This window comes from Marinovum sp. PR37 (assembly GCF_028807375.1).
GTDB lineage: Bacteria > Pseudomonadota > Alphaproteobacteria > Rhodobacterales > Rhodobacteraceae > Marinovum > Marinovum algicola.
This window is the reverse complement of record NZ_JARAML010000019.1, coordinates 19,982-35,652: the sequence shown is the minus strand read 5'-3', so window position 1 is coordinate 35,652 and position 15,671 is coordinate 19,982. Positions and strand designations below refer to the sequence as shown.

Below are 15,671 nucleotides of genomic sequence, written 5' to 3'. Positions count from 1 at the left end.
CGCCGGACCAGAAGGACAGGCCATGCAGACCGACGATATCCCGCACGATCAGCTGAGCGGCCCGCTGCGCCGCCCCTCAGTGAAAAAGAACGTGGCCGCCATCCATGTTTCCGGCAAGCTGACACTGCTGCAACGAAAGCTGTCCAACGTTCTTCTGCTCAACGCCTATGATCACCTGGTCAGCCGGCCCAAGCATCAGATCGACGCCCGCACGCTCTGCATGATGGTGGGCTACAATTCCAACGACATGGAAACGCTCAAGGCGTCTTTGCGTTCGCTGGCGGAAACCACCGCCGAATGGGATATGCTCGGCGCAGATGGCCAGCACGAATGGGGCGTCTCGGCGCTTCTGTCTTATGCCAAGCTCAAGGGCGGCATCTGCGAATATGCCTATTCGCCGGCCCTGGCCGAGAAGCTGCATGATCCCAAGGTCTTTGCGCTGATCAATCTGAACATTCAGCGGCGCTTCACCTCCGGCCACGCGCTGGCGCTCTACGAGAACTGCTATCGCTTCGTCCGCACCGGCTCCACCGGCTGGTGGCCGATCGATCTGTTCCGGCGGCTGATGGGCGTGGATGGCAGCGCCTATTACGAGAGTTTCAAGCATCTCAACGCCAAGGTCATCAAACCCGCGGTGAAGGAAGTCAACAAGACCTCCAACATCCTGCTCGACCCGGAGTTTCGCAAGATGGGTCGCCAGGTCAGCGAGTTGCGGTTCAGGATTCGTGAAAATCCGCAGTTGGCCATGCTGGACATCGACGATGGCGAAGGCGTCCGCCAGGGGCCGGTTTATCAGGGGCTGCTCAAGGTCGGGGTCTCGGACCGGCTCGCCCGGCAGTGGATTGCCGAACACGGCGAAACCTACGTGGCGGAGAAACTGGCCTATCTTCAGGGGCGCGACGGTGTGAAGAGCCCGGTCCGCTACCTCACCGCCGCCCTGCGCGACGACTACAAGGTCGCGCCCGAGCCCTCACCCGAGGCCGTCAAGGCGGCCGAGACGCGCAAGATGCAGGCGAGCCTTGCCGAACAGCAGGCCGCGGCCCGCGATGCCGAGCTGGAAGCCGCGCGCCGCAAGCGGGCAGGGCGCATGGCGCGGATCCGCGAACTGGTCGCCGCCCGCAGCCCCACACAGCGCGACGCCGACAAGCGGCTCTTTCTCGCGCGCCTCTCCGATGACCTCGAGCGGGCAGAGTTTCAGCGTCTCGGCTGGGGCTCTGCGCTGTCGGTCGGCGAAATGGTGGAATTCTGGGAGGAACTTGCGCCGGGTGCCTTCGACGATGTGGCTTAGGGTGCAAGGCGTCGCGAAGTCGAGTGACCGGCGTCAGACGAAGGGGTCAATGACCCGCGCACCGCTTGGAAAGAAATCCGAGCCATTGCCCGTCACAACGGCCGCATCTCGCGCAATCGCCTGTGCCGCGATCATCAGATCGGCACCGGGATGGCCCAGCCGCGCCGACAATTCGCCCCAGATCAGCGCGTCCTGGGAATCGAATTCAAGAATTCGGTCGGCAAAGACCTGAACCGTGCGATCCAGCCAATGCCGGAGGTCATGGGCAAATTCGCGGTTTTTCGGCTCTTGCAGGCGAATCCCGCGCTCGATTTCGCCGAGTGTGATCACGCTGAGATATAACTCGCTCTCCGACGCCTGAGACAACCATGCAGCGACCTTTGGCGCCCGGTCGGGGCGCCGCACGGCGGAAATCACATTGGTGTCGAGAATGTGGATCAAAAGGTCACGTCGCGCGGTGCCGCTTGCGCCCGCACCTGATCGCCGCCCGGAAAGGCCATCAGGTGGTCGGCAAAGCTCTCGCGCTCCGCTCGGGCCGCCTTGACGAGCCGGTGATATTCCTCCGACGCGATGACAACGACCGCCGGCTTGCCCCGGCGCGAAACTTCCTGCGGTCGGCCGGCAAGGGCGGCTTCTACCACGGCGCTGAACCGGTTTTTGGCATCTTGAAGGGTCAACATGACACAGTCTCCTGTCTAGCTACCTGTCTAGATAGTGTTGCACAGGCGGTCTTGCAAGGAAGAAGCTTCAGGCCAGCCTTTCCACGTTCACCCGCGGGATCGAGGTTTTTACCTTCTGACCCATCAATTCGATTAGCACGCGCAACCGGTCCTCCTTGTCCAGCGCGTCGACCTTTGTCACCAGATCGGCGAAAGGCCCGGAAATCACGCGAATTCGATCGCCCGCGGCAAAATCCTCGGGCGGCAGAACCAGCCCCTTGTCATCGCAGCGTGCAATGAGACCGGCCATGAATTGCGCGGGCAGGGGGCTGGGGCGGCGCGGGTCGTTTAGCAAGAGCCGCGTCACGCCCCGGGTCGAGTTGATCGCCTGCCATCCGTGCTGCACGGGATCGAAGCGAACGAACATATAGCCCGGAAACAACGGCCGCCGTACCGTCGCGCCTCGAAGGGCTTCGAAGCGCTCGGGCACAAAGGTCGCGAAGCGCTGCCGCCCAAGATTGCGCAGCGCAAGCGCCAGACCGTTGGGTTTCAGCTGCGCGACAAACCAATTGTCAGCACGCGGGGCCGCGTCAGAGCCCAAAGCGCCGGTGGTCTTGTCCGTCAAATCTTCACCGAAGGCCATTTTCTCTACCCATTTGATTAATGCGTTTTGCCCGAAAGGTCGATGCGACCCGTCCAAAGCGCCTTGTCCTGTACGCCCGTGGGCGTGAATCCCGAAGTACCTCGGCTTTTAATGATTAACGTTATCAGTCCGTTACCGAGTTTCGCGTCAAGCATTGGGAAAGTTTTGATCCCGATTCTGCCCCTCGTGGGAACCGCGGCCGGTGTGGTCGCCAAAAACCGTAGGGGTACGGGAAATGACTCTTTTGAATGCTGCGCGGCGCAGCCTGATTGCCGCATTGTGTCTGCTTGGAACCGGCGTGATGGCGCCTGACACCGCCGATGCGCAACAGACAATTGTCGTGCGCAACGATCATGGCGGATTGATCCAGCGTCGTGCCAACAAGATAAGCGAGATTCGTGCCAGCGGCCAACGGGTCGAGATCCGCGGCACCTGCATGTCGGCCTGCACCATGTATCTCGGTGCGGGAAATGTTTGCATTTCGCCGAATGCGCGCTTCGGCTTTCACGGGCCGTCGTCATTTGGGCGTCGCCTGGTGTCACAAGATTTCGAACGCTGGAGCAACGTCGTTGCCAGTCACTTCAAGCCGGAATTGCAACAATGGTTCATGACCAAGGCGCGCTACAGAATCAACGGATTCTATCGCATCTCCGGGCGCCAACTGATCCAGATGGGCTATGCCAGCTGCTGAGCGTGATCCCATCCGGTGGCGCGCCGATCAGGGCGCGCCGGAAAAGAGGGATGTTCGATTACTGGGTGTCGGAGGTCGACGAACCACCACCGCCACCCGAAAGGCCGAGTGCCGCACCGACAACACCGATACCGATGACTGGCCCAAGGAAACCGACGTTGGTCGCCGGAGCGCCGGCCTGGGCATCACCGAACAGACCGGTCGGCTGGCAGAGCACGCGCAGAAGCGTCTGACCGGAATCGTCGGTTTCGAAACGCGCGCTGGCGATATTGCCTTCGCAGGGCACAGGCGTCTGGGCCAGGGCGAGGTCAAGCGCGGTGGTTTGGGCGTTTGAGACGGTGGCCGCAAGGGCGAGCACCGTGCTGGCGAGAATTATTTTCATAGCGAAAAGCTCCAATAAACTTTGCCGTTGTGTTTACTGCTCTACGGCATGGGGGGACACAATTCCATGACTATACCGATGGATGTCCAAAATTAAACCCTTGCGTCTCTGAATTTGCAAAGAATTAATGCATTGCCCCGCATCCCGATGCATTTTTCCGCGACAGGTGGCAAACCGCCATTCCGGCCCAAAAAGCAACAATTCCGCAACCACAGCGCCGCTGCAAGGCAGGCTGGCTTGCGTCTCGGCCCGGGGCGTCGCATGTGGGTCGTGTCCTTATGATTGGCAGGGTTGTGGACGTGAGCGATACGGCATTCTTTCTCGCCGCCAAGCTGGCCGGCCTGTTGATTCGGCCCGACGTCTGGCTCGCCACCTTGGTGACGCTGACCTGTGTTGCAGTCTGGGCCGGGCGGGGCCGTTGGCTGGCGCTGATCACGGTGGTCTTTGTCCTGGCGGTTGGGATCGTACCATTCGGCGACTTCCTTCTCGCCCGGTTCGAGGCACGCTATCCCGCCGCGCCACAGGTCGCCGAACCGACCGGCATCATCCTGCTCGGCGGCGGCGAAGACACCAACGCTGCCCGGCGCTGGGGTGGGGCCCAGATCAGCGACTCGGGCGACCGCTTCACCGAGGCGATGGCCTTGGCCCGGCGGTTTCCCGAGGCGCGCGTGGTTTTCACCGGCGGTAGCGGTGCACTGCGTAATCTGGGCACATATGGCGGAACGCAGGCCGGGATCGCCGAAGACCTCCTGCTTTCGCTGGGGCTGTCCCGCGATCGGCTGACCCTCGAAACCCGGTCACGCAACACCGCCGAAAATGCCTCTCTGACTCACGCGCTGATCGCGCCGGAAGCAGGGGAGCGGTGGATCCTCGTCACCTCTGCCTTCCATATGCCCCGCGCCATGCGCAGCTTCAAACGCGCCGGCTGGCCTGGGCTTGTCCCTTGGCCGGTCGATTTCCGCTCCGAGAGATTGCGCGACGGTCTTGGATGGAATCTGGCCGAGAACCTTGATCAGCTTAATACCGCCATGAAAGAGACGGTTGGCCTGCTGGCCTACAGGGTAGCCGGGCGATAGGCGGAGGCGCCGGACTGGCTTCGCCAAATCGCAAGAAACACCTGCGCCTCGCCCGTCACGACCACGAGGTCGAAATGGCGTGGCTGATTTCGAGGTCCTGCTCGGTCAACAAGTCAAGTCGCACCGCTTTGGCCATGACCGCCATTTTGGACGTCACCCCGAACCTGTCGCACAGTTCGCGGCGGACACGGGTGACATATTGCACCGAGACCCCCCAGTTGAACGCGATTTCCTTGACCTCATACCCATTGGCCGAGAGTTTGAGAAACTCGAGCTGCCGCCGCGTCAGGTCAAAGCGCTCCGCCTCTTCGCGCTGGAGCATTCCGAGGTAAATGTTATGGGTTTGCACTGCTGCCATGGAAATCGTCCAGCCGTGCTCATCCAGGAACCTGCGAAATTCGGGCTCGGCCATCTCGCCGCCGATGGTAAAGCCGCCGCGCTCATCGCGCCGCGACGACCGCAGCGGTATGAACAGGCCCGAATGCAAGCCGATCTCGCTCGCCTTGAGGATGATCTCTTCGTATTCGGGGGTGAGCAAACCGTCGCGCCGATACAGCTCGATGAACTCGGCGCCGATGGCAAAGGCAGTCAGCTTTTCCAGTGAATGATGCCGCCCATAGTCGATTTCGGCGAGGTTTGGCCGGCTGCCGACCCACTCCTTCCAACCCTTTGGAAGGTTGGACTGGCTGTGATAGGCTGCCCTCTGTTGGCCGTGCATATAGGCAAACCCATAAAGGATGTAACTCTGTCCCACATCAGCGCATAATTGCTCCAGCAAGCCCCAGACAGCGGCCCGATCCTCCGCGTGATTGAGATCGCGAAGGAACTCCTGAAGCAATTGCGGCGCATAGGTTTCAATCGGCGAGAGCGATTCGTGCCGGATTTCATATCGTCTGGACAGCGCCGTTTGGTCGCGTTTCATAAATGGATCCGATGGTCAATTGGCAGGCCAAAGCGTTAAACTAGCGCGAATACGCCGGGTTTCAATAATCGATCCGATCCGAATATGCGGGTTTTCGCTGAACTGGCAGAAAACACGGTTGCCGCCGCGCGGCCGATGGCCAGCCCGCGCGCTTGCGGTGACGTAGTATCCACGTGGTACGGCAAAATTCTGTGATCTGGATCACTTGGCGTGCCTGAACTCGCGTATCTCCGTTTAAGTAACGGAAACCAAACAGAAAAGAAGTTTCAGGTGCAGTCATGGCCGACAAATTGCCGCCTGGGTCCGGGCGGGTGCCGCCACCTGACACAGCCCACGATTTCCCTTGATGCTAAATTTTTGACCCTTCATGCACGCCAAGCGTGCACCAGCGTTATTTTTGGAATGGGCTTTCGGCTTTCTGCGAGTGCATGGATGTATGTAAAATTCCTTAATTATCAAGATTTTAATCGGAGTGCGTCACGTGAAATGCACCGCAAAGTTTCAAAAATAACCACTGCCTGGGTCTAGGCACGTCCAAATGGTACTGATAGATCGTTAATCGTATATTAAGGGAATCATTTTACAAAACGGGGGTTTCAGTGCTCGATTTTGAAGCGACATCCACCGCCTTTGCGCGGCAGGAAGCCACCGATGCGGCCTTTTCTCAACCTGATGTCCGTATCATATTTCAGACTTTCAAACGCAGTTTCGACATTGCTTTCAGCATTCTTCTTCTACCGATGCTTTGCCTTACAGCGCTCTGCCTGGTTGTCCTGAATCCGTTCTTCAATCGTGGTCCGCTACTATATATTCAGCCGCGCATGGGCCGTGACTGCCGCGCATTTCCGGCGATGAAATTCCGTTCGATGCTGCCGGCGGCCAACATCGCCCGTGGCGCGAACGATCCGCTCGAGACTCACCGGATCACCACGCTGGGCCAGTTCCTGCGCAAGTCGCGGCTTGACGAGCTGCCGCAGGTTCTCAACGTCCTACGCGGGGACATGAGCCTGATTGGCCCGCGCCCCGATTATTTTCATCACGCCCGCTACTACCTGCGGGTGATTCCCGGATACCGTGCCCGTCACCGCGTGCGCCCGGGCATCAGCGGCCTCGCACAGACCCAGCTGGGCTATGCCGCCGGTCTCGACGCGACCGCGGCCAAGGTCCGCGCCGACCTCTATTATATCGAAAACGCCGGTTTCCGGCTCGAAACCTGGATCTTCTGGCGTACCGTGCTGACGGTTCTCGGCCGCCATGGTGCGTGACCCCTTAGGCGTTGCCGCCGTCCTGCGAATGTGAGAAGACCAGAATAACGATCAATCGGACAGCGGCGTGCGTATGTTAGAGAAGTCCCAAAGCGGCCTCCGGCCGGGAAACCGGTTTACGCCGATGCAGCCGCGGCCTGCCGCGCAGGACGGTGACGACGAAATCGATCTGATGGCCGTAATCGGTACGCTCTGGCGGGGCAAATGGGTTATTGCCGGATGCGCAGCGCTGTTGATGCTGATCGGGGGATATTATGTTTTCCGGGTCGCGATTCCGAAATACCAGGCTTCGACAACGCTCGCGCTTGAATTGCGCAGCGAAAACGTCGTCGATCTTGAAAGCGTCGTTTCGGGGGTTTCAACGGAAACCAGTGCGATCAACACCGAACTGGAAGTTATCCGGTCTAGCGGTCTGCTCGAGAAGCTGGTGACAGAGCTCAATCTGACGGCGGATCCCGAATTCAACGGGGCCTTGCGTCCTGAGCCAGAGTTTTCGATCGGCAAGTTGAAGGCAATCATCCGCACAGCAGTTACGCCGGCAGCCGAGGAAGAAGAGGCGGGCGTCGGCCTGTCGCCGGAAGAAAAAGAGATGAACCGCACGGTGGCAACGGTGCGAGACGCGATCTCGGCCTCAAACCAGCGGAACACCTACATCTTCCAGATCGGCGCCAAGACAACGGACGCGATGAAGTCGGCACTTATCGCCAACACCTTGGCCCGGCTCTACATCCAGGATCAGATCGACATCAAGTTCCAGGCGACCGAAAACGCTGTCACCTGGCTGTCAGAACGGGTGATCGAACTCGAGGCCGAGCTGAAAGAGCGTGAAAACGCGATCAAGGAACTTCGGGCGGAAACCGATCTCGTGAATGCCGAGGCGCTTCTGGCGCTTAATCAGCAGGCCAAGGACGTGCGCGACAGGCTGGCGGATTCGCGCACGGCTCTGGCCCTGGTCGGCGCCCGGGTCGAAAACCTGCGGTCCTTGCAGCAGGAGAGCGATCCCGCGGCCATGGCGGCGGCCGTCAATGACCCGACCCTCGACCGCCTGGTCACCCGCGCCGGCAACGACAGCGCGACGCGTGAGCTGTTCGACGAACGTTTTGCCCTGCTGATCACCCGCGAGGAAAACGCGCTGGAACGGGCAGAGCAGCAGGTCGCCGCGCTGGAGGCCTCATATGCCCGGCTTCAGGAGCAGATCGAACAGCAATCCGCCGACCTGGTAAAGCTGCAACAGCTCGAGCGTGAGACGGAAGCCACCCGCACGCTGTATGAGACCTTCCTCACCCGGCTCAAGGAAACTACCGTCCAGCGTGGGCTCCAGCAGGCCGACAGTCGCGTTTTGTCCAAGGCCACCCCTGGCGAATATGTCGAGCCCCGCAAAACACGCATTCTCGCGCTGTGCCTGATCCTGGGGGGGCTGCTCGGCGCTGGCCTGGTTCTGGCCCGGCAGATGATGCACAGCGGCTTCCGCACGCCCGAGGATCTCGAAGCCGCCACCGGCCATGCGGTCTTTGGCCAGATTCCCAAAATGCCGCTGCGCCGGCGCGACAATCTGGTCACCTATCTCAACGACAAACCGACCTCCGCCGCCGCCGAGGCGATCCGCAATCTGCGAACGTCGGTCCTGTTGTCAGACATCGATCAAGCGCCACAGATCATCATGTCGACCTCGGCCATCCCCGGCGAAGGCAAGACGACCCAGTCGATCTCGCTGTCCCACAACCTCGCGGGCCTTGGCAAGAAAGTGCTGCTTATCGAAGGCGACATCCGCCGGCGGACCTTCGCGGAATACTTCGATTTCGGCGACAGCCCCGGCGGGCTGGTGACCGCTCTGACCGGCAAGCGGCCGGTTTCGGAACTGGTGGTGCGCGCGCCGGGAATGGATGTCGACGTGCTGCGCGGGGAAAAGGCGAGCGTGAACGCGGCGGATCTGTTCTCGTCCGATCGGTTTCAGGAATTCCTTCAGGAACTGCGGCGCAGCTACGACTACATCGTCATCGACACCCCGCCCGTGCTTGTGGTGCCGGATGCGCGGGTGATCGGCCAGTTTGTGGATGCGATCATCTTCTCCGTGGCCTGGGACCGCACGAGTAAGACCCAGGTCACCGAAGCCCTGCGCCAATTCGAATCCGTCGGCATTCGGGTCCATGGCCTGGTGATGGCGCAGATCGATCCCAGAGGGATGAAGCGCTACGGCTATGGCGGAAAATACGGCGCCTATTCGTCGTATGGCAAAGGCTACTACGACGCCAGCTGACGCGGGTGCGGGTATCCGGTCGCGCCCCGAAGGGAGCGCGCCGGCACATGGTTCAGGCCCCGCCGGTTACATCATCGCCTGACCGCCGACCACGGCAACTGTGGCGCCGGCCGTGTAGCTCGACAGCGGATCGGCCAGCATCACAAAGGCGGTGGCCAGCTCGGCCGGCTGCGCCGGGCGGCCGATCGGATAATTCTCGCCAAAATGCTGCACCGATTCCTCCGGCAAGGTGGCCGGGATCAGTGGCGTCCAGACCGGGCCCGGCGCGACACAGTTCACCCGGATTCCGCGCGGCGCGAGCATTTGCGCCAGACCGACGGTGAAATTCTGGATCGCCCCCTTGGTCGTGGCGTAGGCCAGCAACCCCGGATTGGGCTTGTCGGAATTGATCGAGGCAGTGTTGATGATCGCTCCACCGTCTTTCATCAGCGGCGCAGCGGCTTTGGAGAGATAGAACATCGCATGGATATTGGTGCGGAAGGTCCGCTCCCATTCCGTGTCGGGAATATCCTCGAACGTGTCGAAATGCATCTGGTGGGCGGCGTTGTTGACAAGGATGTCCAGTCGGCCAAAGGCTTCATGTGCCGCCTGCACCAAGCTGCGGCAATGGTCGGCTTCCTGAAGATCACCGGGTTTCAGCACGGCACGTTTCCCCGCCTCCTCCACCAGCCGCTGGGTTTCCTGCGCCTCGTCATGTTCGTCGAGGTAAGAGATCAACAGATCCGCCCCTTCGCGGGCGTAGGCCAGCGCCACGGCGCGGCCGATACCGCTGTCGCCGCCGGTCACCAATGCGGCCATGCCGTCGAGCTTGCCGGAGCCGCGATAACTTTCTTCGCCATGGTCGGGGCGAGGCTGCATCTGGTCGGTGCGGCCCGGAATTGGCTGGCTCTGTTGCGGGAAGGGGGGATTGGGATGGGTCATCGCAAAGGCTCCTTTTGCCGGTTTGCGGGGTAACACAGGGCCGTGGCCGGATGTTCCCGAGCGCCCTTGCAGGCCGCAACCGGAGGTTGGGAACCTTTTGCAGGCGCTGCTGTTTAGGGGCAGCGCATCCGGGAGACGAGATCCGGTGCGGACTTCCGCAGGTCATCAACGGTCACCGAGGTCGCCCTACATGCCGCCAGTCCCCCGAAACATAGCCGTCGAACCGGCTATCAGGCGCCGGCCCCGCACCGAAGTTGCGCAGCACTCAAAGCGCACCGATGGGCCAGGCAAATTGGCCACGGTTTCCATCGTCATTCCGACCTTCAATCGCGCCGCCCCGGCCGTGGCCGCCGTTACCGCCGCCCTCGCGCAAACCCATCCGCGGACCGTCGTCATCGTGATCGACGACGGGTCGACCGATGGCACCCGCAAGGCGATGTCGCGGTTTTTCGACAAAGACCGTCTGGTCTATGTCCGCCTGGCGCGCAACATGGGCGCCGCGGCGGCCAGGAATGTCGGCATTCTGATGTCTGCCACCGATGCGGTCACCTTTCACGACAGCGACGACATCCCGCACCGCGAAAAGGTCTTGCGGCAGGCGCGGTTGCTCGGCGATCCGCTGGACACCGTGCAACCGATCCGCAAGTGGACGCGCAAGAACCGGGTCGGCGCCGTGCTGACCCATCACGAGCTGCTCCTGGCGGATGGCTGCCGGGTGGCTATCCGGCGGGCGCTGCCGCTGACGGAGGATTTTGGCCCCGACCTGCAACAGGTCTCCGGCGTGCCGGGCGATTGGACGCATGTGAATGCCGGCCTGTTTCATCGCGGCGTTTTCGAACGGCTGGGCGGCTTTTCCGACGGCATCGACGGCGCGCGCGCTTTCTGCAACCGGTTGATCCGGGCCGGCGAGGAGCTCCGGGTGATCCCCGAAATTCTGCTGACCAAGATCGAAAGCCCGGAAACCCTGACAAAACCGGCCGTCCCCGGTCACGCCGATGCTGGCCACGCGCAGGCCGCCCAACGCCGGACAGGACAGCCCGAACGGGTGCCCATCGATCTGCCCGACCTCGAGATCGCGGAAATCGTCAACCCCGGCCGCTGCGGGGTCTCGCGCGCCCTGTCCACTCCGGCGACCCGGGGCCGGCTGATGACGGCGCTTTCGCGCGGGGCCGTGCGGGTCGCGTGATCCGGGGCGCGCCGCGCCGGACATGCGCGGGCTTTTGCTGGCCGGGCCGGGACGCATGGGCCGGCGGCGGCAATCCGCCCCCCGGTTCTGGAACATCAGGGGTGATCCGTTGTTCTGAACGGAACATTGCGACGACTGGATATGAGAGAGACGCTTCAGATGACACGACTGGACACAGTGGTTCTTCCGGTAGCCGGCAACGGCTCGCGGATGCGCCCTGCAACGGATGCGATTGCCAAGGAATTGCTGCCGATCTACGACACGCCGCTGCTGCAATTCGCCCTGTCCGAGGCCGCCGCTGCCGGGGCGCAACGGATCGTGCTGGTGACCCGCGCCTCAAAGCCCGGGTTCGGCTCATACATTGAAAAACTCTCGACCCGGCCGAATTCCTTCCTGGCCGGTATCGATGTCGAATTCGTCGACCAGAAGGAGCCTCTGGGCCTGGGTCATGCGGTGCTTTGCGCCCGCGCGCGGGCCTTGCCCGGCCCGTTTGGCGTGATCCTGCCCGATGACCTGATCCTCGGCGATCCGACGTTGGCCGAAATGGGTCGCGCCTTCGACCCGGAGCGGATGAAATCCCTGGTCGCGGCGCAAAAGGTTGATCGTGACAAGGTGGGCAACTACGGCATTTTCGACGTCGGCAAGGACGCTGCCGTCTCGCAAGTAATTCCGGCCCGCGATCTGGTGGAAAAACCCGATCCGGCGGAGGCGCCTTCGCAGTTTGCCGCCGTCGGCCGCTATGTGCTGGCCGAAGCCATCTGGGACGAGCTCGAGCGCACCGGGCCCGGGGCCGGCGACGAGATCCAGCTCACCGATGCGATCACCGCGCTCGGGGCTCTGCACGGCTTCCGCTTTTCCGGTGCGCGCTACGATTGCGGCAGCAAGGAAGGCTGGTTCGCGGCCACCGAAGCCTATCGCCGCACGTGCCTGAGAGCCGAACTGACCGCCGCCGAATGAGCCGCGCGGCGGGCCGTTCCGGCCCGCGCCGCAGGCCAGAAAGGGAGCAGACGATGAAGATTGCACATGTTGCCCCGCTTTTTGAAAGCGTGCCCCCGCGCCAGTATGGCGGCACCGAGCGGGTGATTTCGACGCTCACGCAGGAATTGAGTTTCATGGGGCATGAGGTCACCGTCTTCGCCACTGCCGATAGCGTGGTGCATGGCGAGTTGGTGCCCTGTCGCGAAATGCCGCTGACCGCCGGTTCCGGCGATCAGATCGAAGCCGCCGAACATCTGCTGGAACTCGACCGGGTGGTGCGGCACTTCGACGATTTCGACATCGTGCATTTCCACACCCGGTTCCTGCATTTCCCGCTGTTCGAGGATGTCGCCCGGCGCACGGTCACCACCTGTCACATGCGCGTCGATACGCCCGAGCTGTCACGGTTCTATGCGCGGTATCGCGCGTTCCCGCTGATTGCCCTCTCCGAAGCGCAAAGGCGGACCCGCCCGGGCGCCAACTGGGCCGATGTCATTCCGCACGGCTATCCGCGCGATCACCTGCCGGCCTACAACCGGCCCGAGGCCAAGGACGGCTATCTGGCGTTCCTCGGCCGGATCAGCCCCGAAAAGGGCGTGCTCGACGCAATCCGCATTGCGCGCGCCGCAGGCCGCCAGCTCAGGATCGCCGCGCGCATCAACAAGGTGGATCAGGAGTTCTGGGAAGCCCGCGTCGCGCCCGAGATCGACGGAGAGCAAATCCGGTTCCTGGGCGAGATCGGCGATCCGCAGAAGCCCGAATTCCTCAACGGTGCCGCCGGGTTGATCTTTCCGATCCAATGGCCCGAACCCTTCGGACTGGTGATGATCGAGGCGATGGCCTGTGGCACGCCGGTGATCGGCTACAACTGCGGCTCGGTGCCCGAGGTGATCGACGACGGGCGCAGCGGCTTCGTGGTCGAGGACGTGGATAGCGCCGCCGCCGCCGTGGGCCGCCTGGCCAGCCTCGACCGGGCCGAGGTGCAGAGATGCTTCGAAGAGCGCTTTTCCTCGCGAGTGATGGCCGAGCGTCACGTCAAACTCTATTCCGAGATCATCGAAGGCAGGCTGCACCGCAGGTCCGGCCCCCGGATACGCCGGCGCGGCCGGTCGCATCCCGGCCCCGCGCGGAGCCTGTCGGACCGCAGAACGCCCAATCCGGGCGGCGCCATGGCAAAGCCGGTCTGATGCCCGCAGAAAACCGCAAGGCCATCCCCAATGATTTCGGTCCCGACACACGGGACGATTTCCACGTTCTCAAGTACCAGAGCGCCTTCGCCGTCTTTCCCGCCACCGGCTGCATGAACGGCGGCGAGGCCGATGTGCCGGAATTGCATTGCAAGGACGGGCTTTTTGTCGGCGACACCCGCGCGCTGTCGCGGTTCATCCTGCGGCTCAACCGAAGCCGGGTCACGGCGATGGGCGCCGTCGTGGGCGAGGGTGCCTCGGTTTTTTCATCCAGCATGGCCAACCGGCGCCTGCACGACAGCGCCGGACGCGAGATCGCGGCCTATGGCATTCACATCGACCGCGAACGCTTTCTGCGTCAGTCGCTGCATGACCGGCTGCGGATCACGAATTACAGCGCCGGGCCGGTCGATCTCGACGTGACACTCGATTGCTGGGCCGATTTTCGCGACATCTTCGAGGTGCGCGGCGTCGAGCGTGCGCGACGCGGCCAGCTGCATGCGCCGCAGGTCGACGGCCGCAATCTGATCTTTGGCTATCGCACGCTCGACGATGTTGAAATGCGCAGCGCCGTGAGGTTTGACCGCGATTTCGACACCGAAGGCGGCCATGTCCATTTCCGCCTGCAACTCGCGCCCGGCGCCGGGGAAGAGATCACCACCCGCGTCCATGTCGAGGCCGAGGGCCCCGCCGTCACCCTGCCGCGGCCGGGTGATGTGGATGGCGCCTATGAGACCTGCAAACAAGAGACGGTGGATGATTTTCGCGCCCGCCGCGACCGGTTTACGCTGCTGCGGACCAATCGGCCGGCGTTTGACGAATGGCTGACCAATTCCGCCTCCGATCTGGCCCAGCTGATCACCGAGCTGCCGACCGGCCCCTATCCCTTTGCCGGCCTGCCGTGGTTTGCCGCGCCCTTTGGCCGTGATGCCATCGTCACCGCGATGCAGACCGCCTGGCTGTATCCCGCACTGGCGCGCGGGGTGCTCGACTATCTGGCCGCGACCCAGGCCGACAGGATGGACATTCCCAACGAAAGCGCGCCTGGCAAGATCATTCACGAGGCCCGCGAAGGCGAGATGGCGCGGCTGGGCGAGGTGCCCTTTCACCGCTACTACGGCGGCATCGACCAGACATTGCTGTTTGTCATGCTGGCCGAGGAATATTACCGCCGGGTCGGCGATCTCGACTGGCTCAAGAGCTTTCGCCCCGCCATCGACCGGGCGCTGGCCTGGGCCGACAGCTTTGGCGACCGCGACGGCGACGGGCTGATCGAATACCTGCAAAGCGGCGACAAGGGCCTGCGCAACCAGGGCTGGAAGGACAGCACCAACGCCGTGTTCCACGCTGATGGCGCGCTGGCCGAGGGTGCGATCGCGCTGGTCGAGGTGCAGGCCTACAACTACGCCGCCCGCCGATCCGCCGCCGCGCTCTATCGCGCGATGGGGGATGAAACCGCCGCCGCAGCCTGCGACGCCAGGGCCAAGGCGATCTTTGCCAAACTGGAAACCGCCTTCTGGGACGATGGCCTCGGCGCCTGGGTGCTGGGCCTTGACGGTGCGAAACAGCCGATGCGGGTGCTGTCCTCGAATGCCGGCCATGTGCTTTTTGCCGGGGCGGCGTCGAACCACCGCGCCGACACCTTTGCCGCGCGCTTCGATGACGCCGATTTCCTTGTCGACTGGGGGATGAGGACGATTGCGGCGGGGACGGTGCAATTCAATCCGATGGGCTATCACACCGGCAGCATCTGGCCGCACGACAATTCCATCGTCGCCGCCGGGCTCTGCCGATACGGCCAGAAACCGCGCGCGGCGCGGTTGCTCGAAGGGCTTTTTGCCGCCGCGCATGACGTCGAACGACGCGGGCTGCCGGAGCTCTATTGCGGATTTGGTGCCTCGGGCATGCCGCATCTGGTGTCCTATCCTTCGGCCTGTTCGCCCCAGGCCTGGGCGGCGGGCAGCCCGTTTCTCTGCCTCAAGGCGCTAATCGGGCTCGAGATCGACATGACCCGCGAGGGCGACAAGATCAGCCTCAATGATCCCTATCTGCCAAAAGATCTCGACCGGCTGGTGATCGAGGGCCTGCCGCTGGGCGATCACGCGGCCACCGTTCAGGTCGAACGGCGCGCGGCGGGCGGATTTGACGGAAAGATCGAGATGACCGCCGGCCGGCGGCATCGCGCGGTGTCCTAGCCGCACCGGCAACAGAGAAAG

General features: G+C 62.8%; 15 protein-coding genes. 9 read left to right on the top strand and 6 right to left on the bottom strand.

The window, feature by feature from the left end; translation table 11 throughout:
* Positions 1 to 22: 22 nt before the first annotated feature.
* On the top strand, positions 23 to 1,288 hold the full coding sequence (locus PVW49_RS15645; protein ID WP_274590994.1) for a replication initiation protein: 1,266 nt from the start codon (positions 23 to 25) through the stop codon (positions 1,286 to 1,288).
* Between the two features lie 33 nt (positions 1,289 to 1,321).
* On the opposite strand, the gene PVW49_RS15640 is transcribed toward PVW49_RS15645, so the two are convergent.
* The 3 genes from PVW49_RS15640 to nusG all read right to left on the bottom strand — a co-directional run bounded on the left by PVW49_RS15640 (position 1,322) and on the right by nusG (position 2,647).
* The gene (locus PVW49_RS15640) at positions 1,322 to 1,729 is read right to left on the bottom strand and encodes a type II toxin-antitoxin system VapC family toxin (protein WP_274590993.1); all 408 of its coding nucleotides are present in this window, start codon (positions 1,727 to 1,729) and stop codon (positions 1,322 to 1,324) included.
* Positions 1,726 to 1,968: a type II toxin-antitoxin system Phd/YefM family antitoxin gene (locus PVW49_RS15635; protein WP_274590992.1), complete on the bottom strand. Its 243-nt coding sequence runs from the start codon at positions 1,966 to 1,968 to the stop codon at positions 1,726 to 1,728. Before PVW49_RS15635 ends, PVW49_RS15640 begins: the two co-directional genes overlap by 4 nt.
* Before the next feature lie 67 nt (positions 1,969 to 2,035).
* Entirely contained in the window at positions 2,036 to 2,647 is a 612-nt protein-coding gene (gene nusG / locus PVW49_RS15630) for a transcription termination/antitermination protein NusG (protein WP_274590991.1), read from the bottom strand.
* 178 nt (positions 2,648 to 2,825) lie between these two features.
* On the opposite strand from nusG, the gene PVW49_RS15625 reads away from it, so the two are divergent.
* Positions 2,826 to 3,281 carry a hypothetical protein gene (locus PVW49_RS15625; protein ID WP_048536023.1) on the top strand — a complete coding sequence of 152 codons (456 nt, stop codon included), beginning with the start codon at positions 2,826 to 2,828 and terminating at the stop codon, positions 3,279 to 3,281.
* Positions 3,282 to 3,339: 58 nt separating this feature from the next.
* Here PVW49_RS15625 and PVW49_RS15620 read toward each other — a convergent pair whose 3' ends face one another.
* On the bottom strand, positions 3,340 to 3,663 hold the full coding sequence (locus PVW49_RS15620; protein WP_074838408.1) for a hypothetical protein: 324 nt from the start codon (positions 3,661 to 3,663) through the stop codon (positions 3,340 to 3,342).
* Positions 3,664 to 3,962: 299 nt separating this feature from the next.
* Here PVW49_RS15620 and PVW49_RS15615 point away from each other — a divergent pair, with 299 nt between their 5' ends.
* Entirely contained in the window at positions 3,963 to 4,739 is a 777-nt protein-coding gene (locus PVW49_RS15615; protein ID WP_274590990.1) for a YdcF family protein, read from the top strand.
* Between the two features lie 55 nt (positions 4,740 to 4,794).
* Here the strand turns inward: PVW49_RS15615 and PVW49_RS15610 are convergent, their stop codons facing one another.
* Positions 4,795 to 5,661, bottom strand: a complete 867-nt coding sequence (locus PVW49_RS15610) for a helix-turn-helix transcriptional regulator (RefSeq protein WP_274590989.1) — start codon at positions 5,659 to 5,661, stop codon at positions 4,795 to 4,797.
* 599 nt (positions 5,662 to 6,260) lie between these two features.
* Here PVW49_RS15610 and PVW49_RS15605 point away from each other — a divergent pair.
* Entirely contained in the window at positions 6,261 to 6,926 is a 666-nt protein-coding gene (locus PVW49_RS15605; RefSeq protein ID WP_244526560.1) for a sugar transferase, read from the top strand.
* A 124-nt stretch (positions 6,927 to 7,050) separates the two neighbouring features.
* Positions 7,051 to 9,183: a polysaccharide biosynthesis tyrosine autokinase gene (locus PVW49_RS15600; RefSeq protein WP_274590988.1), complete on the top strand. Its 2,133-nt coding sequence runs from the start codon at positions 7,051 to 7,053 to the stop codon at positions 9,181 to 9,183.
* Positions 9,184 to 9,249: 66 nt separating this feature from the next.
* Here the strand turns inward: PVW49_RS15600 and PVW49_RS15595 are convergent, their stop codons facing one another.
* Positions 9,250 to 10,104 (bottom strand): SDR family oxidoreductase, encoded by an 855-nt coding sequence (locus PVW49_RS15595; protein WP_074838419.1) that lies wholly within the window; start codon positions 10,102 to 10,104, stop codon positions 9,250 to 9,252.
* 292 nt (positions 10,105 to 10,396) lie between these two features.
* On the opposite strand from PVW49_RS15595, the gene PVW49_RS15590 reads away from it, so the two are divergent.
* The 4 genes from PVW49_RS15590 (at position 10,397) to PVW49_RS15575 (ending at position 15,650) form a co-directional block, all read left to right on the top strand.
* The gene (locus PVW49_RS15590; RefSeq protein ID WP_274590987.1) at positions 10,397 to 11,290 is read left to right on the top strand and encodes a glycosyltransferase family 2 protein; all 894 of its coding nucleotides are present in this window, start codon (positions 10,397 to 10,399) and stop codon (positions 11,288 to 11,290) included.
* Positions 11,291 to 11,449: 159 nt separating this feature from the next.
* Complete coding sequence (locus PVW49_RS15585; RefSeq protein WP_274590986.1) at positions 11,450 to 12,247, top strand: UTP--glucose-1-phosphate uridylyltransferase; 798 nt, start codon at positions 11,450 to 11,452, stop codon at positions 12,245 to 12,247.
* 53 nt (positions 12,248 to 12,300) lie between these two features.
* Positions 12,301 to 13,455 (top strand): glycosyltransferase family 4 protein, encoded by a 1,155-nt coding sequence (locus PVW49_RS15580; RefSeq protein ID WP_274590985.1) that lies wholly within the window; start codon positions 12,301 to 12,303, stop codon positions 13,453 to 13,455.
* Positions 13,455 to 15,650, top strand: a complete 2,196-nt coding sequence (locus PVW49_RS15575; RefSeq protein ID WP_274590984.1) for an amylo-alpha-1,6-glucosidase — start codon at positions 13,455 to 13,457, stop codon at positions 15,648 to 15,650. Before PVW49_RS15580 ends, PVW49_RS15575 begins: the two co-directional genes overlap by 1 nt.
* Positions 15,651 to 15,671: the final 21 nt, after the last annotated feature.

Excerpts from the sequence above, each read along its gene's own strand:
- PVW49_RS15645 (WP_274590994.1), top strand. The coding sequence starts at position 23 with ATGCAGACCGACGATATCCCGCACGATCAGCTGAGCGGCCCGCTGCGC.
- PVW49_RS15635 (WP_274590992.1), bottom strand. The coding sequence starts at position 1,968 with ATGTTGACCCTTCAAGATGCCAAAAACCGGTTCAGCGCCGTGGTAGAA.
- PVW49_RS15625 (WP_048536023.1), top strand. The coding sequence starts at position 2,826 with ATGACTCTTTTGAATGCTGCGCGGCGCAGCCTGATTGCCGCATTGTGT.
- PVW49_RS15620 (WP_074838408.1), bottom strand. The coding sequence starts at position 3,663 with ATGAAAATAATTCTCGCCAGCACGGTGCTCGCCCTTGCGGCCACCGTC.
- PVW49_RS15610 (WP_274590989.1), bottom strand. The coding sequence starts at position 5,661 with ATGAAACGCGACCAAACGGCGCTGTCCAGACGATATGAAATCCGGCAC.
- PVW49_RS15600 (WP_274590988.1), top strand. The coding sequence starts at position 7,051 with ATGCAGCCGCGGCCTGCCGCGCAGGACGGTGACGACGAAATCGATCTG.
- PVW49_RS15595 (WP_074838419.1), bottom strand. The coding sequence starts at position 10,104 with ATGACCCATCCCAATCCCCCCTTCCCGCAACAGAGCCAGCCAATTCCG.
- PVW49_RS15585 (WP_274590986.1), top strand. The coding sequence starts at position 11,450 with ATGACACGACTGGACACAGTGGTTCTTCCGGTAGCCGGCAACGGCTCG.
- PVW49_RS15580 (WP_274590985.1), top strand. The coding sequence starts at position 12,301 with ATGAAGATTGCACATGTTGCCCCGCTTTTTGAAAGCGTGCCCCCGCGC.
- PVW49_RS15575 (WP_274590984.1), top strand. The coding sequence starts at position 13,455 with ATGCCCGCAGAAAACCGCAAGGCCATCCCCAATGATTTCGGTCCCGAC.